The 21,230-nt window shown below is 63.1% G+C and carries 20 protein-coding genes; 11 read left to right on the forward strand and 9 right to left on the reverse strand.

The annotated features are described in order from the left end of the window. The 4 genes from ACFPWW_RS08150 (at window position 1) to ACFPWW_RS08165 (ending at window position 5,594) form a co-directional block, all read left to right on the forward strand. The gene (locus ACFPWW_RS08150; protein ID WP_377311322.1) at window positions 1-1,710 is read left to right on the forward strand and encodes an ABC transporter ATP-binding protein; all 1,710 of its coding nucleotides are present in this window, start codon (window positions 1-3) and stop codon (window positions 1,708-1,710) included. Window positions 1,711-1,720: 10 nt separating this feature from the next. Further along, entirely contained in the window at window positions 1,721-2,500 is a 780-nt protein-coding gene (gene otnI, locus ACFPWW_RS08155; protein ID WP_377311323.1) for a 2-oxo-tetronate isomerase, read from the forward strand. Between the two features lie 7 nt (window positions 2,501-2,507). Next, the gene (locus tag ACFPWW_RS08160) at window positions 2,508-3,383 is read left to right on the forward strand and encodes a 2-hydroxy-3-oxopropionate reductase (protein WP_377311324.1); all 876 of its coding nucleotides are present in this window, start codon (window positions 2,508-2,510) and stop codon (window positions 3,381-3,383) included. Window positions 3,384-3,491: 108 nt separating this feature from the next. After that, window positions 3,492-5,594 (forward strand): beta-galactosidase, encoded by a 2,103-nt coding sequence (locus ACFPWW_RS08165; RefSeq protein WP_377311325.1) that lies wholly within the window; start codon window positions 3,492-3,494, stop codon window positions 5,592-5,594. On the opposite strand, the gene ACFPWW_RS08170 is transcribed toward ACFPWW_RS08165, so the two are convergent. From ACFPWW_RS08170 to ACFPWW_RS08195, 6 genes are read right to left on the reverse strand one after another with little or no spacing between them, the layout of a single operon-like run. Next, window positions 5,595-6,323: an ABC transporter ATP-binding protein gene (locus tag ACFPWW_RS08170; RefSeq protein WP_377311326.1), complete on the reverse strand. Its 729-nt coding sequence runs from the start codon at window positions 6,321-6,323 to the stop codon at window positions 5,595-5,597. Continuing rightward, on the reverse strand, window positions 6,320-7,144 hold the full coding sequence (locus ACFPWW_RS08175) for an ATP-binding cassette domain-containing protein (RefSeq protein WP_377311327.1): 825 nt from the start codon (window positions 7,142-7,144) through the stop codon (window positions 6,320-6,322). The genes ACFPWW_RS08170 and ACFPWW_RS08175 overlap by 4 nt, the downstream gene beginning before the upstream one ends. Further along, window positions 7,137-7,994, reverse strand: coding sequence for an ABC transporter permease (locus ACFPWW_RS08180; RefSeq protein WP_377311328.1), 858 nt, complete (start codon window positions 7,992-7,994; stop codon window positions 7,137-7,139). The genes ACFPWW_RS08175 and ACFPWW_RS08180 overlap by 8 nt, the downstream gene beginning before the upstream one ends. Then, on the reverse strand, window positions 7,991-9,073 hold the full coding sequence (locus ACFPWW_RS08185) for an ABC transporter permease (protein WP_377311329.1): 1,083 nt from the start codon (window positions 9,071-9,073) through the stop codon (window positions 7,991-7,993). The genes ACFPWW_RS08180 and ACFPWW_RS08185 overlap by 4 nt, the downstream gene beginning before the upstream one ends. Further along, complete coding sequence (locus tag ACFPWW_RS08190) at window positions 9,074-10,660, reverse strand: ABC transporter substrate-binding protein (protein WP_377311330.1); 1,587 nt, start codon at window positions 10,658-10,660, stop codon at window positions 9,074-9,076. Window positions 10,661-10,689: 29 nt separating this feature from the next. Then, window positions 10,690-11,220, reverse strand: a complete 531-nt coding sequence (locus tag ACFPWW_RS08195; protein ID WP_377311331.1) for a hypothetical protein — start codon at window positions 11,218-11,220, stop codon at window positions 10,690-10,692. A 229-nt stretch (window positions 11,221-11,449) separates the two neighbouring features. On the opposite strand from ACFPWW_RS08195, the gene ACFPWW_RS08200 reads away from it, so the two are divergent. The 5 genes from ACFPWW_RS08200 to ACFPWW_RS08220 are packed head-to-tail and all read left to right on the forward strand — an operon-like array spanning window position 11,450 to window position 15,268. Further along, window positions 11,450-12,121 carry an amino acid ABC transporter permease gene (locus ACFPWW_RS08200; protein WP_112563201.1) on the forward strand — a complete coding sequence of 224 codons (672 nt, stop codon included), beginning with the start codon at window positions 11,450-11,452 and terminating at the stop codon, window positions 12,119-12,121. Beyond that, on the forward strand, window positions 12,121-12,792 hold the full coding sequence (locus ACFPWW_RS08205) for an amino acid ABC transporter permease (protein WP_112562929.1): 672 nt from the start codon (window positions 12,121-12,123) through the stop codon (window positions 12,790-12,792). Before ACFPWW_RS08200 ends, ACFPWW_RS08205 begins: the two co-directional genes overlap by 1 nt. A 1-nt stretch (window position 12,793) precedes the next feature. Beyond that, window positions 12,794-13,528 (forward strand): amino acid ABC transporter ATP-binding protein, encoded by a 735-nt coding sequence (locus ACFPWW_RS08210; protein WP_112562931.1) that lies wholly within the window; start codon window positions 12,794-12,796, stop codon window positions 13,526-13,528. Window positions 13,529-13,536: 8 nt separating this feature from the next. Then, on the forward strand, window positions 13,537-14,454 hold the full coding sequence (locus ACFPWW_RS08215; RefSeq protein ID WP_112704713.1) for a N(4)-(beta-N-acetylglucosaminyl)-L-asparaginase: 918 nt from the start codon (window positions 13,537-13,539) through the stop codon (window positions 14,452-14,454). A 22-nt stretch (window positions 14,455-14,476) separates the two neighbouring features. Then, window positions 14,477-15,268, forward strand: a complete 792-nt coding sequence (locus ACFPWW_RS08220; RefSeq protein WP_112704714.1) for a transporter substrate-binding domain-containing protein — start codon at window positions 14,477-14,479, stop codon at window positions 15,266-15,268. A gap of 50 nt (window positions 15,269-15,318) precedes the next feature. On the opposite strand, the gene ACFPWW_RS08225 is transcribed toward ACFPWW_RS08220, so the two are convergent. Beyond that, window positions 15,319-16,320 carry a LacI family DNA-binding transcriptional regulator gene (locus ACFPWW_RS08225; protein WP_377311332.1) on the reverse strand — a complete coding sequence of 334 codons (1,002 nt, stop codon included), beginning with the start codon at window positions 16,318-16,320 and terminating at the stop codon, window positions 15,319-15,321. Between the two features lie 148 nt (window positions 16,321-16,468). Between ACFPWW_RS08225 and ACFPWW_RS08230 the strand changes: the two genes are divergently transcribed. Next, entirely contained in the window at window positions 16,469-17,827 is a 1,359-nt protein-coding gene (locus tag ACFPWW_RS08230; RefSeq protein WP_377311333.1) for a Xaa-Pro aminopeptidase, read from the forward strand. Window positions 17,828-17,900: 73 nt separating this feature from the next. Then, entirely contained in the window at window positions 17,901-18,383 is a 483-nt protein-coding gene (locus ACFPWW_RS08235) for a cupin domain-containing protein (RefSeq protein ID WP_112704716.1), read from the forward strand. 1 nt (window position 18,384) lies between these two features. Here the strand turns inward: ACFPWW_RS08235 and ACFPWW_RS08240 are convergent, their stop codons facing one another. Next, window positions 18,385-19,998 (reverse strand): GMC family oxidoreductase, encoded by a 1,614-nt coding sequence (locus tag ACFPWW_RS08240; protein ID WP_377311334.1) that lies wholly within the window; start codon window positions 19,996-19,998, stop codon window positions 18,385-18,387. Window positions 19,999-20,006: 8 nt separating this feature from the next. Then, complete coding sequence (locus ACFPWW_RS08245; RefSeq protein ID WP_377311335.1) at window positions 20,007-21,224, reverse strand: mandelate racemase/muconate lactonizing enzyme family protein; 1,218 nt, start codon at window positions 21,222-21,224, stop codon at window positions 20,007-20,009. Window positions 21,225-21,230: the final 6 nt, after the last annotated feature.

Below are 21,230 nucleotides of genomic sequence, written 5' to 3' on the forward strand. Positions count from 1 at the left end.
ATGACCGGTCTTCCCGATGACGTCGTCCTCTCGGTTGAAAATCTCTCGATCGACTTCCGCCTGCGCACGCATATCCTGCACGCCGTCGAGGATGTCAGCTTCCAGCTAAAGCGCGGCCAGACGCTTTGCCTCGTCGGCGAAAGCGGCTCCGGCAAGAGTGTCACCGCCCGCTCGCTGCTGCAGATCGTCGACAAGCCCGGCAGCATCGTCGGCGGCCGCATCCTGCTGCGCAACGATAGCGAAGTCACCGATATTGCCACGCTCCCGCCCGGTAGCCGCGCCATGCGCGAGATCCGCGGCCGGCGCATCGGTCTCGTCTTCCAGGAGCCGATGAGTTCGCTCTCGCCGGTCCACACGATCGGCTCGCAGATCGTGGAAGCCATCCGCCTGCACAGCAATCTCGACAAGAAGGCCGCACGCGCCCGCATGGTCGACCTGCTGCGCCAGGTGGAAATCCCCAATCCCGACAAGATGGCCGACCGCTATACGTTCGAATTTTCCGGCGGCATGCGCCAGCGCGCCATGATCGCCATGGCGCTTGCCGGCAACCCCGATATCCTGATCGCCGACGAACCGACCACCGCGCTCGACGTGACGACACAGGCCGAAATCCTCGACCTCATCAAACGCCTGCAGGTTGAGCGCGGCATGGCGATGCTGCTGATTACCCATGATATGGGCGTGGTGGCCGAAGTGGCCGACGACGTCGCCGTCATGCGTTTCGGCCATATCGTCGAGCGCGGCCCGGTCGATGCGATCTACCATGCCGCCACCCATCCCTATACGCGCCAGCTTCTGGCCTCGACGGTGAAGCTCACCCATCACGTCGAAGGCAGGCTGCCAGCCGTCGCTTTGTCGTCGGATGCGCCGCAGCCGATCCTGTCCGTGTGCAATCTCAGCAAGACTTTCGGCTGGCACGGCAGTGCCAACACGCTGCGCGCCGTCGACGACGCCAATTTCGACCTCTACCCCGGCGAAAATCTCGGTATCGTCGGCGAAAGCGGTTCCGGCAAGACGACGCTCGGCCGCCTGATCCTGCGCACCGTCGAGCCGACGACCGGAACCGTCCTCTATCGCGGCAAGGATGGCGGCGAGACCGACGTCACCCGGCTCGGCAAGAAAGAGCTGCGCAACTTCCATCGCGAAGTCCGCCTCGTCTTCCAGGATCCCTTCGCCTCGCTGAACCCGCGCATGACCGTCAAGGAAGTGATCGGCGATCCCTTGATCGTCAACGGGCTTGCCAAAGGCAAGGCGCTGGAAGATCGCGTCGCCGAACTGATGCGCCTCGTCGGCCTCGATCCGATGGGCATGGAGCGCTATCCGCACGCCTTCTCCGGCGGCCAGCGCCAGCGCATCGGCATTGCCCGTGCCCTTGCGCTTGATCCGCGCATCATCATCGCCGATGAGGCAACCTCGGCACTCGACGTCTCCATCCGCAGCCAGATCCTCGACCTGCTGCTCGATATTCGCCAGCGGCTGAACCTGAGCTTTATCTTCATTTCCCACGATATTTCCGTGGTACGCTATTTCTGTGATCGCGTGGCCGTCATGCATCGCGGCAAGATCGTCGAACTTGGCGAGGCCGAGCAGATCTGCACCGCGCCGCAGGAAGCCTATACGAAGAGCCTCATTTCAGCCGTTCCCAATCCCGACCCACGCGACAAACGCATGCTGCACCGGCATCGCTTCGTCGCTCCCGCCAATGCCTGAGGATGTTCCAGTGCCGAAATTTTCCGCCAATCTTTCCTTCCTCTATCAGGATCTAGCCTTCCTGGACCGCTTCGCCGCCGCCGCAAGGGACGGTTTCGGCGCGCTCGAATATCTCGGCCCCTATGCCGAGCCGAAAGAAAAGGTCGCCGCGGCGCTCCAGGCAAACGGCCTGAAACAGGCGCTTTTCAACGTGCCCTCGGGTGACTGGGCCGGCGGCGAGCGCGGCATTGCCTGCCTGCCGGATCGCATCGAGGAATTTCGCAACGGCATCTCGCTGGCGCTCGATTATGCCAAGGCGCTTGCCTGCCCCCAGGTCAACGTCATCTCCGGTCTCGTGCCAAAGGGTGCCGATCTCGAAACGCTGGAAAAGGTGCTGGTGGAGAACCTGAAATATGCCGCCGCGCGCACGGCCGATGCCGGCGTAAAGCTGCTGATCGAGCCGATCAACCTGCGCGATATACCTGGCTTCTTCCTGTCGAGCACCGATCACGCCGAGCGCATCCTCGAAAAGGTCGGCTCCGACAATCTCTACATCCAGTATGATTTCTACCACATGCAGATTATGCAGGGCGACCTGATCCCGACCTTCACGCGGCTGAAAGACAGGATCGCCCACGTGCAGATCGCCGACAATCCCGGCCGCAACGAACCCGGCACGGGCGAGATCAACTACGGCTTCATCCTCTCCGAACTCGACCGCCTCGGTTATGACGGCTGGGTCGGCTGCGAATACAAGCCGAAGGCCGGCACCAGCGAGGGCCTTGGCTGGATGAAACCCTATCGGAAGTGAGCGTGACATGAATATCGGTTTTATCGGACTGGGCGTCATGGGGCGCCCGATGGCGGAACACCTGATCGATGCCGGCCACACGCTGCATCTGAGCCGCGTGAAGGAAGCCTCGCAGCATCTCGTCACCAAGGGCGGCAAGGCCGCCCACAGCGCCAGGGCCGTCGCGGAAGCCTCCGACATCATCATCCTGATGCTGCCGGATACGCCTGATGTCGAAGCCGTGCTCTTCGGTGAAGACGGCGTCGCTTCCGGTCTCTCTGCCGGCAAGCTCGTCATCGACATGAGTTCGATCTCGCCTGTCGCCACCAAGGGCTTCGCCAGGCGCATCGAAGCGCTTGGCTGCGATTATCTCGATGCGCCGGTCTCCGGCGGCGAGGTCGGCGCCAAGGCCGCCTCGCTGACGATCATGATCGGCGGCAAGGAAGAGGCCTTCGAGCGCGCGCGGCCGCTCTTCGAGAAGATGGGCAAGAACATCACCCTGGTCGGCGGTGTCGGCGACGGCCAGACGGCCAAGGTCGCCAACCAGATCATCGTCGGCCTCACCATCGAGGCCGTCTCCGAAGCGCTGCTCTTTGCCAAACGCGCCGGCGCCGATCCGGCCAAGGTGCGCGCCGCGCTCATGGGTGGCTTTGCCGCCTCGCGCATTCTCGAAGTGCACGGCGAGCGCATGGTCAAGGAAACCTTCGACCCCGGCTTCCGCATCCGCCTGCACCGCAAGGACATGACGCTCGCCGTCGATGCCGCCCGCGCGCTTGACCTCTCGCTGCCGAACACGGCAGCGACCCAGCAGTTGATGAATGCCGCTGTTGCCAATGGCGACGGCGAACGCGACCATTCCGCCCTTATCCGCACGCTCGAACTCCTCGCCGGAGGACCGCGCTAGATCAGGACCACCTAGAACACCCGGACGACATTTTCGATTGCCTCCTGCCGGAGCCTTGTCTCCGGACGGCGAAGCTGTGTCCGGACATCAATAGAGAAGGACAGGACAATGCTCAGAAACGATATCCAATTCCCTTTCGGCGCCGTCTATTTCCGCAAGTCCAATCCGCCGCGCGACGATTGGGAACGCGACTACACGGCGGCCGGCGAAGATGGCCTCAACATCTTCCGCCACTGGTTCATGTGGGGCGCAATCGAAGTGGCCCCCGGCGTCTACGACTGGGAAGAATATGACCGCCAGCTCGATCTCGCCGCCAGGAACGGGATCAAGACCGTCATCGCCGAACTCATCCATGCCGTGCCGGACTGGGCGGTGCGCAAATATGCCGATGCGCTGCAGGTCAATGCCGACGGCACCAAGCTCGGCTCCTATATGGGCGTCTCGGCCGCAACCGGCGGCTTTTCCAACAATGGCGGCGGCGCCGGCGCGCTGACGCTGAACTGCCCGGAGGTGAAGGAAGCAGCCGGCAAGTTCCTGACGGCGCTTGCCACCCGCTACAAGGATCATCCGGCGATCTACGGCTACGACGTCTGGAACGAGGTCAACTATTCCGCCGATGTCGATTACAGCAGCTATGCCAAGGCCGCCTTCCGCAAATGGCTGGAGAAGAAATACGGCAACCTGAAAATGCTCGCCAAGGCCTGGCATCGCTACAGCTATGCCGAATGGGAGGATATCGAGCCGCCGGTCCATATGGCGCCCTACCCCGAATGCATCGACTGGCTGCAGTTCAAGCGCGACAATTTCTATGACCAGATGCAGTGGCGCATCGATACGATCCGCGCCGTAGACCAGAAGAACGTCATTGCCGCGCACGGCATATCAGGCGCGATCCCCAACATGGCCGCCAATGGCTGCGACGACTGGCTTGCCGCCTCCAAGGTGGAAATCTACGGTTTCACCTGGATCCAGGCCCGCAAGGGCACCGAACCGTGGAAGACCTGGTACGGCGTCGATATCAACCGCGCCGCCGCCCGCGGCAAGCCTTTCTGGCACGCCGAGCGCCAGGGCGGCCCGCTCTGGCTGCAGCCGCAGGTGATCGGCCGCGACAAGGAAGACGGCCGCGTGGCAGAGCCCGAGGATATCCGTATCTGGAGCATGACCTCCTTTGCCGGCGGCGCCCGTGGCGTGCTGAACCTGCGCTGGCGCCCGTTGCTCGACGGCCCGCTCTTCGGCGCCTTCGGCGCCTATGGCATGGACGGCAGCCGCACACCGCGCTCCGACATGCAGAGCGCAATGGCGAAATGGGCGAACGACCCGGCGCAGAAGACCCTCTGGGACGCAAAGCCGGTGCGTGGCGAAGTCGGTATCCTCGTCGTCCCCGAAACGCAGGAATGGGATTACCTGCTGAACTACGACCGCAAGGAAAAACCTTATCCGGAAGCCATGTGGGGTGCCTACCGCGCCTTCCTCGGTGAGGGACTGCAGCCGGACTGGGTGCATATCGACGATATCGATGCCTATGATTTCCTCTATTTCCCCTACCCGATCATGTTCACCGCCGCACAGGCGGCGCGCCTGAAAGCCTGGGTGGAAAAGGGCGGCACGCTGATTGCAGAAGCCTGCCCCGGCTATTTCGGCGACCGCGGCCATGTCGGCCAGGTACAGCCGAATATGGGGCTCGACGAGGTCTTCGGCGCGCGTGAGGAGGAAGTGGAATTCATGCCCGATATCGGCGACCGCATCCACTTCAGGTTCGATGATATGGCCGTCGATGGCGGCGGCCTCCTCCAGTCCTACCGCCTGACCGGCGGCACCGGCCGCGGGAACTTCGATGGCGGACGTCTGGCTGTCGTCGAAAATCGCTTCGGCAAGGGCCGCACCCTGCTGATCGGCACCAATCCTTCCGTCGCCTTCTACCGCACCGACGGCAAGGCCAACGCCGCCTTGTTCGCCGAACTGGTCAAATGGAGTGGTCGGACGCGCCATGTGACGCTTTCCAACGATGCGGTCTATGCCCGCGTCCACAAGGGCGAGAAAGGAAGCTTCCTGTGGCTGGTCAATCCGACGCGCAAGGCGCAGACGACGACGGTCAGCCTTGCCGATGGGAAACTGTCTGGCGGCAAACCCGCTTGGCCGGTGGGATACGGCTATGATCTAAATCGTATCGAGGTTCCGGCTCGCGACGTGCTGATCCTGCCGCTGGCGTAGCTAACGCACGGCAAGCTGCTCGACCCAGCCGCCTTGCGAAAGCGCGGCGCGGTCGAGTTCGCTTTCGATGCGACCGGCCTGCATCAGCACCGCCCGGTCGCACATATGCGCGACGACGCCGGGATCGTGGCTGACGAGCACGAAGGTCATGCCATGCGAGGCCTTCAGATCGTTCAGCAGGTTCAGGATTTCGGCCTGCACCGAGACATCGAGCGCCGAAGTCGGCTCATCGAGCAGCAGCAGTTTCGGCTTCAGGAGCAGCGCGCGGGCAATCGCCACGCGCTGCCGCTGCCCGCCGGAAAGCTGGTGCGGATATCGCCCGGCCACTGCGGCCGGCAGGCCGACCTGATCGAGCGCAGTCCGCACCTCATCCTCGACACTGCGCACGCCCCTCAGTGCCAGCGGTTCACCGAGAATGCGCGAGATGCGGTGGCGCGGATGCAGCGAGGAATAGGGGTCCTGAAACACCATCTGGATGTTGGCGCGCAGTGGCCCGGTGATCTTGTGCCCCGGTCGCAGTGCCTCATCGAACACCGTGATCGAGCCCTGCCAATGGGTATTCAGCCCGGCAACGGCACGCAGCGCCGTCGTCTTGCCGCAACCGGACGGGCCGATCAGCCCGAACGTCTCGCCCGGCGCAACCTCGAAGCCGATACCACGCACGGCGGTAAAGCTCTTGCCGTCACCCTGGAAGGTCACGGAAAGATCGGAAACGGAAAGCGCGCTCATGCCTCGCCTCCGTAAACCGGCAGCCGCGTCCCGTAGGTCGCAGCCGAGGGCCGCGCCGCCCAGAGTGCGCGCGTATAATCCGACCTGGCATTGGCGAGATCGGCAGAGGCCATCTGCTCCTCGATCTTCCCGTGCCGCATGACCATGACGCGATCGGCATAACGCGAGACCTGCTGCAGGTCATGGCTGATGAGCAACAGTCCCATGCCGAGTTCTTCGGTCAGCGACCGCAGCAAGGTCAGGATCTGGTCCTGCAGGCCGCGATCGAGCGCCGAAGTCGGCTCGTCGGCGATCAGGAGTTTCGGCCGGTTAATCAGCATGGCGGCAATCATGACGCGCTGCCCCATGCCGCCGGAAAGAGCGGCCGGATAATTCGAATAGACACGCTGCGGATCGGGCAGACCGACCTTGTCGAGCATATCGAGCGCCTGCTCGCGCCGCTCGGCAGCAGAAAGCTTCGTGTGCAGAAGCAACGCCTCTTCCACCTGCCGGCCGACCTTATGGGCCGGGTTCAGCGAATATTTCGGATCCTGCAGGATCAATCCGAGACCACTGCCGCGCAGTCTGTTCCAGCCGGATGGGGCCAATGTCGTCAGTTCCTGCCCGTCGAAGGTGAGGTGCTTTGCTCTCACCTCAGCCCGGCGCGACAGAAGACCCATGATTGCCCGGCCCGTCATCGACTTACCGCAGCCGGATTCACCAACCAGCGCCACGACCTCGCGACCGACCGCGAAGGAAATGCCATCGACGACACGCACCGGCCCGGTCTCGGATGGAAAGGCAATCGACAGATCCTCGACGGAAAGCAGCGGCTCAGTCATGGCGCGGATCCAGAATATCGCGCAGGCCATCGGCCAGCAGGTTGAAGGCAAAGGAGGTAATCAGGATCGCAAAGCCGGGCACGGCCGCCACCCACCATTGATCGAAGATCACCTGCGTGCCCTCCGAAACCATCGAACCCCATTCCGCCGTCGGCGGACGCACGCCGAGACCAAGGAAGCCAAGGCCGGCGGCAGCAAGAATGATGCCCGAGAGATCGAGCGCCAAGCGGATGATCGCCGAAGGCAGCACCAGCGGCAGGATATGCCCCCAGAGCAGCCGCACACCGCGGATGCCGACCATTTCGGCCGCCGCCAGATAATCGCTGCGCCTCAATGCCGCCGTCTCCACACGCGCCTGACGCGCATAGGCCGGCCAGCTCGTCAGCGCCAGCGCCAGTGCGCCATTGATGAGCCCCGGCCCCATGATGGCGACGAAGGCGAAGGCGAGCAGCAGCCGCGGGAAGGACATGACGATATCGGTGATGCGCATCAGCACGCGTTCGGTGATACCGCCGAAGAAACCCGAGAGGATGCCGACGAGAATGCCGAGCGGCGCCATCAGCAGCACGACGACGAGCACCAGCAACAGTGTCGGCCGCGCGCCATAGATGATGCGTGACAGGATATCCCGGCCGAACCCATCCGTGCCGAACCAGTGCGCGGCATCAGGCGGCATCAGGCGATTGGCCGTCTCCTGCAGGTTCGGATCATAAGGCGCAATCAGCGGCGCCAGCAGCGCAAGCGCCAGGATGAAGAGCACGACCGCACTTCCTCCCGCCGCCGAGGGCGAACGCAGCACACGCCGCAGGAAAGATGGACCGCCGAGCGGCGCCTGGACGATCGCGCTCATCGCTTCCTCCCCGATTCCAGTCGCGCCACGCCGAGGTCGGTCAGCGCGTTTAGAAGCACGAAAGAGGCACCGACGACCAGCGTCGCACCGAGGATCGCCAGCATGTCGCCGGCAAACATCGCCGTCGTCAGGTACCGGCCGATGCCCGGCCAGGCAAAGACGGTCTCGGTCAGTACCGCACCTTCCAGCAGGCTGGCATAGGAAAGGGCAATCACCGTCAGCAGCGTCCCGGAGACGTTCGGCAGGATGTGGATGAAGACGATACGCCCGAGGCCGGCACCCTTGGCACGCGCTGTCGTCACATATTCCTGCCCGAGTTCGGTGAGGATCGCAGCGCGCGTCAGTCGCGAAATGGCGGCGAGCGCGTGAAAGGCCAGCACGATCGCCGGCAGCGCCAGATGCGCCAGCGCATCGCGAAAGGCGCCTGATTTTCCCGATATCCAGGTATCGACAAGCGCAAAGCCGGTGACGGATTTCACCGCATATTGAAAGACCACATCCGCCCGGCCCGGCCCCGGCGCCCAGTGCAGCCGCGCATAAAAGAGCAGCAGCATCAAAAGGCCGAGCCAGAAGATCGGCACCGAGTATCCGAAGAGCGAGACGAAGCGGGCGAGCCCGTCCACCCACGTCCCCTGCCGCATGGCGGCGGTAATACCGAGCGCAAGGCCGATGACGGCACCAAGAATGATGGCAGCCGTCGCAAGCTCGATCGTCGCCGGGAAGGTGCGGGCAATATCCTTCGCCACCGGCTGCCCGGTCGAGATCGACTGGCCGAAATTGCCTGACAGCGCCGTCTCGACGTAGCGGAAAAACTGCACCGGCAGCGGCTGGTCCAGCCCGAGCTCCAGCCGCGCCTGCTCATAGGTGGACTGGCTGGCATGATCGCCGACGAGCTGCAGCGCCGGATCGATCGGCGACAGCCGCGTCATCGCGAAGGTAACCAGCGCCAGTCCGAAAAGCGTCAGCGCGAACGACCACAGCCATTTCGAAAGCGGCCAGACGAACGACAACTCCCGCCAGCTGTTGCGCTGGCGGGAGTTGGTCATGTCAGCATGATTATGCGTTGCCGTTTGCGGCACTTATTTCGCTACCTTGTCGTAATAGACCTGGTCTGCGTTGAGACCCTGGGCATAGTTCTTCACCTTGTCGCTTAGCACGACCTGGTCATTGCCTTGAAGCATGAAAACGAAGGGCGAGCTTGCCTGGATCTTCTTCTGCAGGTCCTGGTAGAGCGCGGCGCGCTTGGCGGCATCCTGCTCCTTGACGGCGGCAAGCGTCTCGTCGGTCAGTTCCGGGATTACCCAGCCGGCCTGCTTGGCAACGGTATTGGCCGAGTTGTCCTTGTTGATCGCAAAGGCGCTGGCGTTGGAGTGGGCGTCGAAATAGTCCGGGATCCAGTAGCGCAGCGTCATCTCGAACTTGCCGGCGCGGCCGCGCGCATAGATGTCGCTGGCAACCCCCGGCTGGATGTCGAGCGTGATGCCGGCCTGGGCGAAGGTCGACTGCAGCGACTGGGCGATCGACAGGAACGGCTGGTCGTTGAAGACGATGAATTCGATCTTGAACGGCGTCTTGATGCCACCGTCGGCAAGGATCTTCTTGGCCTTCTCGACATCGAGCTTGAAGGGCGTGTCGCTAAGCGCGCCGGGGAAGCCGTTCGGCAGGAAGGCCTGATGAACGCTGCTCTGGCCACGCAGCAGGTTCTTGGTGATGCCGTCATAATCGACGAGGTAACGCGCCGCTTCCCAGAAGGCCGGGTTGCCGAGCGTCGGGTTCGCCTTGCTGTTCAGCAGGATATAGTCCTGACGGGCGGAGGGAACGGAGAGAACCTTGATGCCGCTCTTGTCCTTCAGCGCTTCGATCTGGTCGGCAGACAGGCCACGGGCGATATCGGCATCGCCCTGTTCGACGAGCAGGCGGCGGGCGCCGACGTCGGGCACGTTGCGGATGATGACGCTTTCGAGCGCGGGCTTGTCGGAAGAATTGGCGTTGGCCTGCAGCACCAGCGCTTCATGCGGCGTGTAGGTGGCGATCGTGTAGGCGCCGCTGCCGGCCGAATTGGTCTTCAGCCAGCCATTGCCGAAATCATTGTCCTTGGCCTGCGGCGAAACCGTCTGCTCATCGACGATGGAGGCGATCGGCGCCGTCAGGATCGACAGCGCGAAACCGGAGCCGACATCGGCCGTCCAGGTAAGCTTGACGTGCTTGTCGTCAACCTTGGTGATGGCGGCATCGACATTGTCGGCCTTCCAGCCGAGTTCGTTGAGGATGAAGGCCGGCGACTTGTTGAGCTTCATGGCGCGCGTCAGCGAGAAGATCACGTCTTCGGGGCGGACCGGATTGCCGGAGGCGAATTTCGCGTCGGCAAGCGCAAAAGTCAGGCTCTTGCCGTCGCTGCCGGCTTCCCAGGAAGCGGCAAGGGCAGCCTCGATCTTCGTGCCGTCGTCACGGTTGGACTGCACGAGACGCTGATAGAGATTGTTGAAGGACTGGACGGTCGTCAGCTCGAAACCTTCGGCCGGGTCGAAGCTGACTGCGTCGTCGATCGACTGGGCGACGACAAGCACGTTTGCAGGCGTTTCGGCGTGAACGACCGGCGCGCTGAAAGCCAGCGCCAGGCTGAAGACGGTGCCGAGCAGCTTGGCGCGGCTGTTGATGATGGACATGGAAAACTCCCCTCTGGTGATGAAAAAGTTCAGTTGGCGCCTTCGGCAAAGGCCTCAAGCTCGGGGTCGAAATCGACCTCGACAACATTGATGTAGACGGCAGTGGCAATCATGATGCCGGCGAAGGCCACGAGATCGACGAGCACCTTGGTGTCGTAGCGCGCCTTCAGTTCGGCCCAGATATCGGCAGGAATGGCCTTGGAATCGGCAACAATGGCCGTGCCAAAACGTTTAAGCAGCGATTCCCTCTCGCTCAGTTCAAGGGCATCCGGGTTGAACCCGTTCCTGATCAGCGCGCGGCGAAAGAAGGTGACGGCGATATCGGACTTCAGCGCCTTGGAAATCGCATGCGAAAAGATCCAGATCTCGCGATCGCTGATGGCAGGGTTGAGCTCGGCCCTCAGCGTGAACCATTCGGCATAGATGCGGTGAGCCTCCGGCGAATGCAGCAGCGTCCGCTTCATGTTGGTCATGTTGCCACGAACCCGCACTTCCTCGTCGTGCGCTGCGCGAATCTCCGCGGAAGCGGTGTCGTAGTCGATAGGGGGAAGCTGGCTCATGCGGATTGCTCTTTCTTTGTGCGATAAAGGCTAGCGAGGTGGTGAGATATTGTGCAGTCCATATTCATCCAGCTTTTTCGCCTTTTGACGAAAAATATTCCGCCGAACGTTACCGGCAAAAACGAACTTTTCGCCACAGATATATCAGCATTTCGTATCAGGCGTTCTTGACATCAGGGCGCACAAACGACACGATGAAACCGGTTTCAATCGTACATAGGGAGTGATCGTGCGGTTCGACCTTTCGATCCTCTTGCCCCATCTGGGCTTTCTCGCGCAGGGCGCGCTGCTGACGGCGGAGGCCTGTGCCCTGGCCCTGATCGGCAGCGTCATCATGGGCGCGTTCGTCGCCATTGCGCGCACCTCCTCATCCGCCCTTCTGCGCCGGATTTCCTTCGTCTACGTCGATATCTTCCGCAACGTGCCCTTCATCGTGCAGCTGTTCTTCTTCTATTACGGCCTGCCGGAGATCGGCATCTATATCGATGCCTTCACGACGGGGGTCGTGGCACTGTCGATTGCCGGCGGCGCCTATGCCTCCGACGTCATCCGCGCCGGTATCCTGGCGATCGACCAGGGCATCATCGAAGCGGCCGAAGTCAGCGGCCTGTCGCGCCGGGTAGTCTTCACCAAGATCGTGCTGCCGATCGCGCTCAGAACCTCCGTTCGCCCGCTCGGCTCGGTGCTGATCAACATGATCCTCACGTCCTCGATCCTCTCGACCATCACGCTGAACGAGCTGACCGGCTCGGCACAGATCGTCGTCTCGCAGACCTACCGGCCCTTCGAAGTCTATGTCGTGCTGCTCGTCGTCTATGCTGCGCTGACCTATCTCGTCTCGCTCGGCATCGCCCTCCTCCACCGCCGCCTGAACCGCGACATGATGGAGGCCGTTGCCTGATGCGCTTTTCCGATTTCACGCCCTTCGACATCTGGCTGCTGCTGCAGGGTCTCGGCGTCAGCCTCGGCCTGTTCTTCTCGACATCGCTGATCGGCCTCTTGATCGGCACGCTTTGGGCCGTCTGCCGCTTCTACCGTGTACCGGTGCTGACCCCGGTCATCACCTTCTTTGCCGAACTCCTGAAGAACTCGCCTGTCCTGGTACAGCTCTTCCTGGTCTTTTTCGGCCTGCCCGGCCTTTTCCACATCCGCATCACGCCGACCGCGGCCGCCACCATCACGCTCTCTGCCAACACCGCCGCCTTCGTCTATGTCATCGCGGTCTCGGCGATCGAATCCATCGGCCGCGACCAGATCGAGGCCGCCCGCGTCTTCGGCCTCACGCGCTGGCAGGTGCTGCGCCATGTCGTGGCCCCCCAGGCCATGGCCTTCGCCATCGGCCCGCTGACGGCGCTGCTGGTCAACCAGCTGCAGGTCACGTCGCTGATCTCGGTCATCGGCGTCGTCGATCTCACCAAGATCGGCAACATCCTCAACCTGCGCACGCTAAAACCCTTCATCGTCTGGACCGTGGTCGGCCTGCTCTATTACGTCTGCGCCAAGCTGCTCGCAAAGCTCGGCGCGCGCTTCGAAAACCGCCTCAGGGCGCATGCCGCCTGGAGAGGGCTCTAATATGCTCAAAGTAGAAAACGTCAAAAAGGCCTTCGGTCCCGTCACCGTTCTCGATGGCGTCAATCTCACCATCAATCCCGGCGAGGTCGTTTCCATTCTCGGCTCCTCCGGCTCCGGCAAGTCGACTTTGATCCGCTGCATCAACGGCCTGGAGAAGTTGAACGGCGGCCACATCACCGTCGACGATTTCGACGTCGGCAAGCCGAAGGAATTGGCCGAAGCCCGCAAGCGCTCGGCCACCGTCTTCCAGCTCTTCAATCTCTATCCGCATATGACGGTGCTCGGTAACGTCACTCTGGCGCCGATCGAAGTGCTGAAGAAGCCGCGCGCAGAAGCCGAAGCCACTGCCCGCGCGCTGCTGGCCTCCGTCGGCCTCGGCGACCGCGCCGATGCCTATCCGGCCCAGCTTTCCGGCGGCCAGCGCCAGCGTGTCGGCATCTGCCGGGCGCTTGCCATGCAGCCGCGCTACCTGCTGCTCGATGAAGTGACCAGCGCCCTCGACCCGGAAATGACGGCCGAGGTTCTGGCGATCCTCGCCAAGCTCGCGGCCGAGGGCACGACCATGCTCTTCGTCACCCACGAGATCGAATTCGCCCGGCAGATTTCCAACCGCATCGTCTTCCTCGACAAGGGCAAGTTGCTCGTCGATCTGCCGACCGCGGATTTCTTCGCCGCCGAGGGCGGCATGGCCAATCCGCGTATCGCCCAGTTCCTGTCCAAAATGCGTAAAGATTAGAGGTATTCATGCTGCTCTTGGCCAATAAAGAAGCCTGGCCCGGTTTCCCGACGACGGTGCAGATGCTGCGCGAGGGCGCCGTCAGCCTCGACGCCATGGTCGCCGGCATCAGCAAGGTGGAAAGCGAAGTCAAGGTGCGCAGCGTCGGTTACGGCGGCTGGCCGAACATGCTTGGCAACATGGAACTCGACGCCGCCGTCATGGACGGCAATACCCGCGATGTCGGCACCGTCGGCGCCGTGCCGAACACGTTGCCGGTCGCCCGTCTCGCCCATGAAGTGATGAAGCGCCTGCCGCATGTAATGCTGACCGGCGACGGCGCGCGCCGCTTTGCCAGTGAAATCGGTTTCTCCAAGGACGACGTGCTCTTCGAGGACAGCAAGCGCGTCTGGTGGGAGCGGCTGGAAAAGGAACTCTCGCCGGAAGATCTGGCGAAATTCCCCGATATCCCGCTGGCCCCCCTGAGCCGCGCCATCACCGATCCCGAGCGTGTGCGCGACACCACCGTCTTCCTGTCCGCCGATCCGGCGCGCGGCATCCATGCCGCGACATCCACCTCCGGCTGGGCCTGGAAATATCCCGGCCGTCTTGGCGACAGCCCCATTCCCGGCGCCGGCTTCTATGCCGACAGCCGTTACGGTGCCGCCGCCTGCACTCATACCGGCGAGATGACCATGCGCTGCTCGACTGCGCGCACCGTCGTTCTGGCGCTCAAATTCGGCTATTCGCTCTCCGACGCCGTCAAGCTGGCTGTCGAGGAGCTCAAGGAACTGTCCTCCGGTTTCCTGGCCGGCGTGGTCATCCATGCCGTCGACGCAAAGGGAAACCATGAGGTCGTGAATTTCAGATGCGAGGGCGAAATCCGCTACTGGCTCTGGGAGGACTCGATGCCCGAACCGGAACTTCGGGTCGCGAAACAGGCATAATCAAGAAGAGGGAAATGGAACCATGAAACGCATTCTCACAGCCATTGCCGCGCTGGCCATCGTTGCCGGCTCTGCGCTTCCGTCCTTGGCCGGCATGATCGACGATATCCGCTCGCGCGGCGTCGTGCGCATCGGCGTGTCGCTCGGCGGCGAGCCGATCGGCTTCCGCGACGCCCAGAACAACCCGGTCGGTTATGACGTCGATGTCGCCAACCGCCTGGCGGAAAAGCTCGGCGTACCCGTCGAATTCACCGACGTTTCGGGTGATGCCCGCATCTCCATGCTGGTGTCAGGCCAGATCGACGTGGCGATCGCCAATACGTCGGCCACGCTCGAGCGCGCCAAGGTCGTCAACTTCTCGATCCCGTACAACCGCGCCGGCCTGCGCGTCATCGTCCAGAAGGACGCCGGCATCAAGGAACTGAAGGATCTCGCCGGCAAGAAGGTCGTCGTCGGCCGCGGCACGACGGGCGAAACCTTCCTGAAGACGGCCGTACCGGACGCACAGCTCGTCTATGTCGACCAGTTCGCCCCCGATGGCGTCCTGCAGCTCCAGCAGAAGCGCGTCGACGCCGCGATCGAGGACTCCTCGCTGCTCGACTACCTCGCCACCAAGAACCCGACGCTCGTGACCCTTGCCGGCCTCTATTCCAACGACCCGATCGGCATTGCCGTTGCCAAGGGCGATCCGGAATTCGTTCGCTGGCTCGACATGTTCGTCTCCGATTACATTCAGTCGGGCGCCTACGAAGCCAATTACAAGAAATGGTGGGGTCCCGAAGCCAACCCGCCGGCTCTGAACCCGCAGTGGTAAGATGATCCTGACAGGCCGCCTCCGGGCGGCCTGTCAGGATGTCATTACCATCAGGAAGTCAGGCGCGGAAAATAGGTCGTCGGCACGATGACTGGCGGCTGGCCGGGACGGAAATCGCCGGGATTGGCGATGAAATCCACCATCTGCTCCACATAGACGCCCTTGTCGTAACCGATCGAGGAGATCGGATAGGCATCGAAATCGGTGAGCGAAAGGTTGTCGAAACCGTAGAGCCGGAAGCGTGCCGGCCGGTTGCCGGGAAAATCGGCGCGGCAGACATCGAGAATGCCCATGGCCATCGCATCCGACGTGCAGAAGATCGCATCCGGGCAATCGGCGCCGGTCAGTTCCTTGGCTGCCGCATGCCCGCTCTCGTAGGAATAGTCGCCTTGCACCGTGCGCACCAGCTCTATGCCGTTCTCGGCGAAAGCCTGCCTGTAGAAGCCGATGCGCGCCTGCTCCATCGGCGAGGACGAACGCCCGGTCACAAGCCCAGCCTGCCGGACGCCTTTTCTCGCGGCGTCGGCCACGGCCTCGCCAATACCGCTGCCCTCATCGGGAATGACGACCGGCGAGAGATCGTCATGCAGCCCGTTCAGCATGACGACGAGATCGGAGCGGAACATGCGCCTGACCGTCGCCGCATCCGCAAAATCCGAAAAGACCAGCGCCGCATCGACATGATAGGCCACACCATTGCGCAGGAATTCCTCCACACGGGCGACCGAGCCGATGCGGATCATGATGACCTGTTTGCCGATCGACTGGATCTGGTCCAGCAGCCGGTCGAAAAGATCGAGGTCGGAAAGATCGTGGATGTGGTTGACGACGACGGCAACGAGATTGACCGTCTTGGTCGTCAGGCTCTGCGCCAGAAGGTTCGGCTTGTAGCCGAGCCGGGCGGCGGCCTCGACCACCCGTTCACGCTTGTCGGCCGAAACCGGCCTCGGCTCGTTGGACAGCGCCCGGCTCGCAACCGCGCGCGACACGCCGGCGAGCTTTGCAACATCGGCAATCGTCGGAGCGGCATCGCGGCCATTGTTCTGTGTCATATTCGAGCGCTTTCCAACCAGTCATGGCGTGATAGCGCAGACAAGCGCATCTTCGCTATCGGAAACTTGCAATCATCCACTTTCACGGCACTGAAACCGGTGCCAACACCGCTTTTCGCCTCAATGCCAGCTTGAATGGAGGAACCGCATGGCAATCACCCTCTCGCCCCTCAGCCTGCCCGATTTCGGGCCGGTCGCCGCCGATCAGCCGCAGATCCCGGCCGGGACCTACGCCGCCCGCGCCGACGCTGCGCTGAAGGCGGCCGGCACCGATTGGCTCGTCGTCTATGGCGACCGTGAGCATTTCGGCAATATCATGTTCCTCTCCGGCTTCGAGCCGCGCTTCGAGGAGGCCCTGCTGCTGCTCGGCCCCAAGGGAAAGCGCATCGTCATCACCGGCAATGAATCCGAAAGCTATACGGTGCTCGCCCGCCTGCCCGGCATCGAGGTGCTGCGGGCACAGACCTTCAGCCTCATGGGCCAGGACCGCACGCAGAACCCGCGTCTTGCCGACCGTCTCAGGGATGCCGGCATCGGCAAGGGCGACAGCATCGGCCTCGTCGGCTGGAAATATCTTTCGGCGGAAGAGGACGAGGACCACGCAAATTGCTTCTTCGCCCCCGATTTCATCGTCGCTGTGCTCCGCCGTGTTGCCGGCAGCGTTACCGACGCAACGGCCGTCCTGATGCATCCGGAAAACGGCCTGCGATCCGTCGTCGATGTCGACCAGCTTGCCGCCTTCGAATGGGCGTCGGCCCGCTGCTCGCGCGCACTCTGGCGCGTCGTGTCGGGCGTCCGCGAAGGCGACACCGAATTCGAAGCGCTCGGCCGGCTCGGCTATGAGGGCGATCCGCTGAACGTCCACACCATGTTCGCCTCCGTCGGCAAGGGCGAAAACATCGTCGGCCTGCGCAGCCCGACGGCCCGTCGCCTGAAGAAGGGCGACGGCGTCACCACCGCGCTCGGTTACTGGGGCGCCCTCTCCTCGCGGGCCGGCCTGCTGACCGATCATGACGAGGCCTTTCTCAAATCCGCCAAGGCCTATTTCGAAGCGCTGATCACCTGGTATGAAACCGCCGATATCGGCACGACCGGCGGCGACCTCTTCACCGCCGTTACCGAGAAGCTGAAATCCGCCGGCCTGAACTCCGCTCTCAACCCCGGCCACCTCGGCAGCCACGAGGAATGGCTGCATTCGCCTGTTCGCCCGGGTTCCATCGAGCGCCTGCGTTCCGGCATGCCCTTCCAGGTCGATGTCATACCCGTGCCGATGCCGGCCGGCTGGGCGCTGAACTGCGAGGATGCAATCGCCTTTGCCGATGCCGACCTGCGCGATGCCATCCGCACCCGCTATCCCGAGACGTATGCCCGCATCGCCGCCCGCCGCGCCTTCATGGCGGACAAACTCGGCGTTGTCCTGAAGGAAAACATCCTGCCGCTTTCGGATACGCCGCTTTATCTGCCGCCCTTCTGGCTGAAGGACAATCACGTGCTGATCCGCGAATGACGGAAAAGGACCGGCAGCTCTTGGCCGCCGGTCACGTCTTGCCTAGATTGCTATCGACGACAGGAGGAGCGGCATGAGCGACAATCACAGCGACGAGCATATCGACTGGCGCGACCATGGCGTGAAGGTCATCCCCGGCAATGCGCTCGATCCGAATACCGCCCAGACGCCCGGTATGAACCGCGCGACTGCCATCGACAATGCACGTGCGGGCGCCGAAAAAATCTGGGCCGGCACAGTGACGATCCATGCCAATGCCAAGACCGGCGCCCATCACCACGGCGATCTCGAGAGCATCATCTATGTGGTCAAAGGCAAGGCCCGCATGCGCTGGGGCGAAAAGCTCGAATTCACCGCAGAGGCCGGCCCCGGCGATTTCATTTACGTGCCGCCCTTCGTGCCGCATCAGGAAATCAACGCCAGCCGCGACGAGACGCTGGAATGCGTGGTCGTGCGTTCAGGCCAGGAACCTGTGGTCGTCAACCTCGACATCGAACCGGTCGAAAAGCCGGAGGACGTGCCGTGGATCGACCCGATCCACCGGCACCAGGTATAGCTCAGGCAGCGGCGAGGATCATCGCCGCGCCCTTCTCCGCCACCATCATCGTCGGCGCGTTGATATTGCCGGCCGTGATGTTCGGGAAGATAGAAGCATCGACGATCCTGAGCCCGTTTACGCCATGCACCTTCAGCGACGCATCGACGACGGATGTCGTCTCATCCGGCCCCATCGCAGCCGATCCGCAGAGGTGATAGATCGAGCCGGAATTGCCCCGGAAATAGGCCAGCAGCTCCTCGTCGGTCTGAGCCTCCGCCGAGGGCGGCATCTCCGTTTCGGTGATGGCCCGCAGCGCCGGCGCTTCCATGATCCGCCGCACCAGCCGGCTTCCCTGAATGACCTCCTCCTCGTCATGGACGGTGCCGAGATAGTTCGGCCGGATCTGCGGCGCATGCGCCAGTTCGGGCGAGACGATGCCGACCGAACCGCGGCTCGTCGGCCGGCAGGAGTTGAAAGCCAGAAGGAAGCCCGAATAGGGCTCCGGCTTCAGTCCCGCCTTCGGATCGCTTGGGATGCGGTAGGAGAGCGGGTTGAAATAGAGCTGAATATTCGGCCGCTCTTCCTCCGGACTGCCGCGCAGAAAGGCGCCCGCCTGGTTGACGCTCAGCGCCAGCGGCCCCCGCCGGGTCAGGATGTAGCGCAGCGCCTGCCGCGCCTGCCCGAAGATGGTGCCGAGTTCGTCGTTCAGCGTCGGCACGGTCGAGCGATAGTAGAAGCTGGCGCAGAGATGGTCCTGCAGGTTCTTGCCGACCGCCGGCAGGTGCCGGACGAGCGGAATGCCGAGCGACTGCAGATGCGCCCCGTCGCCGATGCCGGACAGCTGCAACAGCTTCGGCGTATCGACCGCGCCGGCCGAAAGAACGACTTCCTGCCGCGCCGCATAGCTGGTGACGCCACCCGGCCCGATCACCTCGACGCCGGTCGCGCGCGCCTCGGCATCGACGATCACCCGGCGCACGCGGCTCTTGCGCAAGATCGCGAGATTGGGCCGTCCGAGCGCCGGCCGCAGATAGGCAAGCGACGAGGAAGAACGCACGCCGTTGCGCGTATTGATGTCGTAGATACCGGCGCCCTCGATGCTCTCGCCGTTGAAATCCCCGTTCAACGGCAGCTGCAGCTCGGCACACGCCTCCAGAAAGCGCTCGGTGATCGCATGTGACTGGCCACGCATCGGCGTGACGTGGATCGGCCCGCCGCCGCCATGATATTTGCTCTCGCCGCCCGCATGCGTTTCCAGCTTGCGGAAGAAGGGCAGCACGTCTTCATAGCCCCAGCCGAGATTGCCCGCGGCCTTCCAGTCGTCAAAATCGTCGGCCGCGCCGCGCACGAAGATCATCGCATTGATGGAGCCCGAACCGCCCTGCACCTTGCCGCGCGGCGCATAAATGCGTCGGCCGTTCAGTGCCGCTTCCGGCTCGCTCCAGTACATCCAGTTGACCTTCGGATCGTAGTAGGAGCGCGCATAACCGACCGGGATGCGAAACCAGGGCGAGCTGTCATTGCCGCCGGCTTCGATCAAAAGCACATTGTGCCTGCCGCTTTCGCTCAGCCGTGCGGCAAGGATGCAGCCGGCCGAGCCGGCGCCGACGATGATATAATCGTATGTCGTCATCTTCGTTCTCAGCCGCGGGCCGGCGCAAAGGCCTTCACGTCGGCAGGCTTGTCATCCATTTGCAGATGCAGCCGCTGCCCTTCGTAAGGCGAGTGTTTGGCGACGACATCGAGATCGAGCTCCACGCCCAGTCCCGGTTCGTCCGACGGGATCAGATAGCCGTCCTCGAAACGCAGCGGTGTCTTCAGGATCTCGGCATAGAAGCCCGAGAAATCGACGATCGCCTCATGGATCAGGAAATTCGGCGAAGACGCGGCAAGCTGGATGCTGGCCGCGGCACCGATCGGGCCGTTATAGAGATGCGGCGCGATCTGTGCGTAGTGCGCCTCCGCCATGCCGGCGATCTTCTTCGATTCCAGAATACCGCCGGCGCGCGCCACGTTCATCTGCAGGATAGAGGCCGCACCGGTTTCCAGCACGCGCTGGAACTCGTATTTCGTCGTCAGCCGCTCGCCGGTCGAAATCGGGATCGAGGTCTTGCGGGCAACCTCCGCCATCGCCTCTTCCTGGCCCGGAGGCACCGGCTCCTCGAACCAGAGCGGATCATATTTCTCCAGCCGCTGCGCCAGCCGGATCGCCGAGGACGGCACCATCTGCCCATGCGTGCCGAAGAGCAGATCGGCGCTGCTGCCGACAGCCTCCCGAATCCGGGCGCAGAATTCTTCGCAGCGGTCCATGACGCCGAGCGAAAGCTGATGGCCGGAATAGGCCGTATAGGGACCGGCCGGGTCGAACTTGACGGCGGTAAAGCCCATCTCGACCATCTTCTCCGCACATTCGGCGGCGAGGTCCGGATCGTTATAGTCATATTCGCCGGCTGCGTTCTTCGGATAGAGATAGGTATAGGCGCGCAGCTTCTCATGCACGCGCCCGCCGATCAGCTTGTGCACCGGCTTGCCGGCCGCCTTGCCGATAATGTCCCAGCAGGCGATTTCCAGGCCGGAGACGATGCCCATCATCGTCGGGTCCGGGCGCTGGGTGAAACCGCTCGAATAGGCGAGCCGCCAGAAACGCTCGATATCATGCGGATCATGGCCGAGCAGATAGCGCTGGAAGACGTCCTCGATCAGCGGCACGAGCGCCTGCGGATGGAAGGCGGTCGAGTAAATTTCCCCGACACCCTCGATACCGTCAGCCGTCGCAAGCCGCACGAAGATCCAGTACATGCCGCCGATATGCGGCGGCGGAACGGCGACGACATGGGTGGAAAGCGATGCGATCTGCATGGCCGT

It is taken from the genome of Rhizobium sp. GCM10022189 (assembly GCF_042656325.1).
In the GTDB taxonomy this organism is placed as follows: Bacteria; Pseudomonadota; Alphaproteobacteria; order Rhizobiales; family Rhizobiaceae; genus Rhizobium.

What these genes read in the sequence shown, in the direction of transcription:
- ACFPWW_RS08165 (WP_377311325.1), top strand. Translation starts at nt 3,492, where the DNA reads ATGCTCAGAAACGATATCCAATTCCCTTTCGGCGCCGTCTATTTCCGC.
- ACFPWW_RS08230 (WP_377311333.1), top strand. Translation starts at nt 16,469, where the DNA reads ATGGCAATCACCCTCTCGCCCCTCAGCCTGCCCGATTTCGGGCCGGTC.
- ACFPWW_RS08205 (WP_112562929.1), top strand. Translation starts at nt 12,121, where the DNA reads ATGCGCTTTTCCGATTTCACGCCCTTCGACATCTGGCTGCTGCTGCAG.
- ACFPWW_RS08195 (WP_377311331.1), bottom strand. Translation starts at nt 11,220, where the DNA reads ATGAGCCAGCTTCCCCCTATCGACTACGACACCGCTTCCGCGGAGATT.
- ACFPWW_RS08180 (WP_377311328.1), bottom strand. Translation starts at nt 7,994, where the DNA reads ATGAGCGCGATCGTCCAGGCGCCGCTCGGCGGTCCATCTTTCCTGCGG.
- ACFPWW_RS08190 (WP_377311330.1), bottom strand. Translation starts at nt 10,660, where the DNA reads ATGTCCATCATCAACAGCCGCGCCAAGCTGCTCGGCACCGTCTTCAGC.
- ACFPWW_RS08220 (WP_112704714.1), top strand. Translation starts at nt 14,477, where the DNA reads ATGAAACGCATTCTCACAGCCATTGCCGCGCTGGCCATCGTTGCCGGC.
- ACFPWW_RS08245 (WP_377311335.1), bottom strand. Translation starts at nt 21,224, where the DNA reads ATGCAGATCGCATCGCTTTCCACCCATGTCGTCGCCGTTCCGCCGCCG.
- ACFPWW_RS08210 (WP_112562931.1), top strand. Translation starts at nt 12,794, where the DNA reads ATGCTCAAAGTAGAAAACGTCAAAAAGGCCTTCGGTCCCGTCACCGTT.
- ACFPWW_RS08170 (WP_377311326.1), bottom strand. Translation starts at nt 6,323, where the DNA reads ATGAGCGCGCTTTCCGTTTCCGATCTTTCCGTGACCTTCCAGGGTGAC.
- ACFPWW_RS08150 (WP_377311322.1), top strand. Translation starts at nt 1, where the DNA reads ATGACCGGTCTTCCCGATGACGTCGTCCTCTCGGTTGAAAATCTCTCG.
- ACFPWW_RS08235 (WP_112704716.1), top strand. Translation starts at nt 17,901, where the DNA reads ATGAGCGACAATCACAGCGACGAGCATATCGACTGGCGCGACCATGGC.
- ACFPWW_RS08240 (WP_377311334.1), bottom strand. Translation starts at nt 19,998, where the DNA reads ATGACGACATACGATTATATCATCGTCGGCGCCGGCTCGGCCGGCTGC.
- ACFPWW_RS08160 (WP_377311324.1), top strand. Translation starts at nt 2,508, where the DNA reads ATGAATATCGGTTTTATCGGACTGGGCGTCATGGGGCGCCCGATGGCG.
- ACFPWW_RS08175 (WP_377311327.1), bottom strand. Translation starts at nt 7,144, where the DNA reads ATGACTGAGCCGCTGCTTTCCGTCGAGGATCTGTCGATTGCCTTTCCA.
- ACFPWW_RS08225 (WP_377311332.1), bottom strand. Translation starts at nt 16,320, where the DNA reads ATGACACAGAACAATGGCCGCGATGCCGCTCCGACGATTGCCGATGTT.
- ACFPWW_RS08215 (WP_112704713.1), top strand. Translation starts at nt 13,537, where the DNA reads ATGCTGCTCTTGGCCAATAAAGAAGCCTGGCCCGGTTTCCCGACGACG.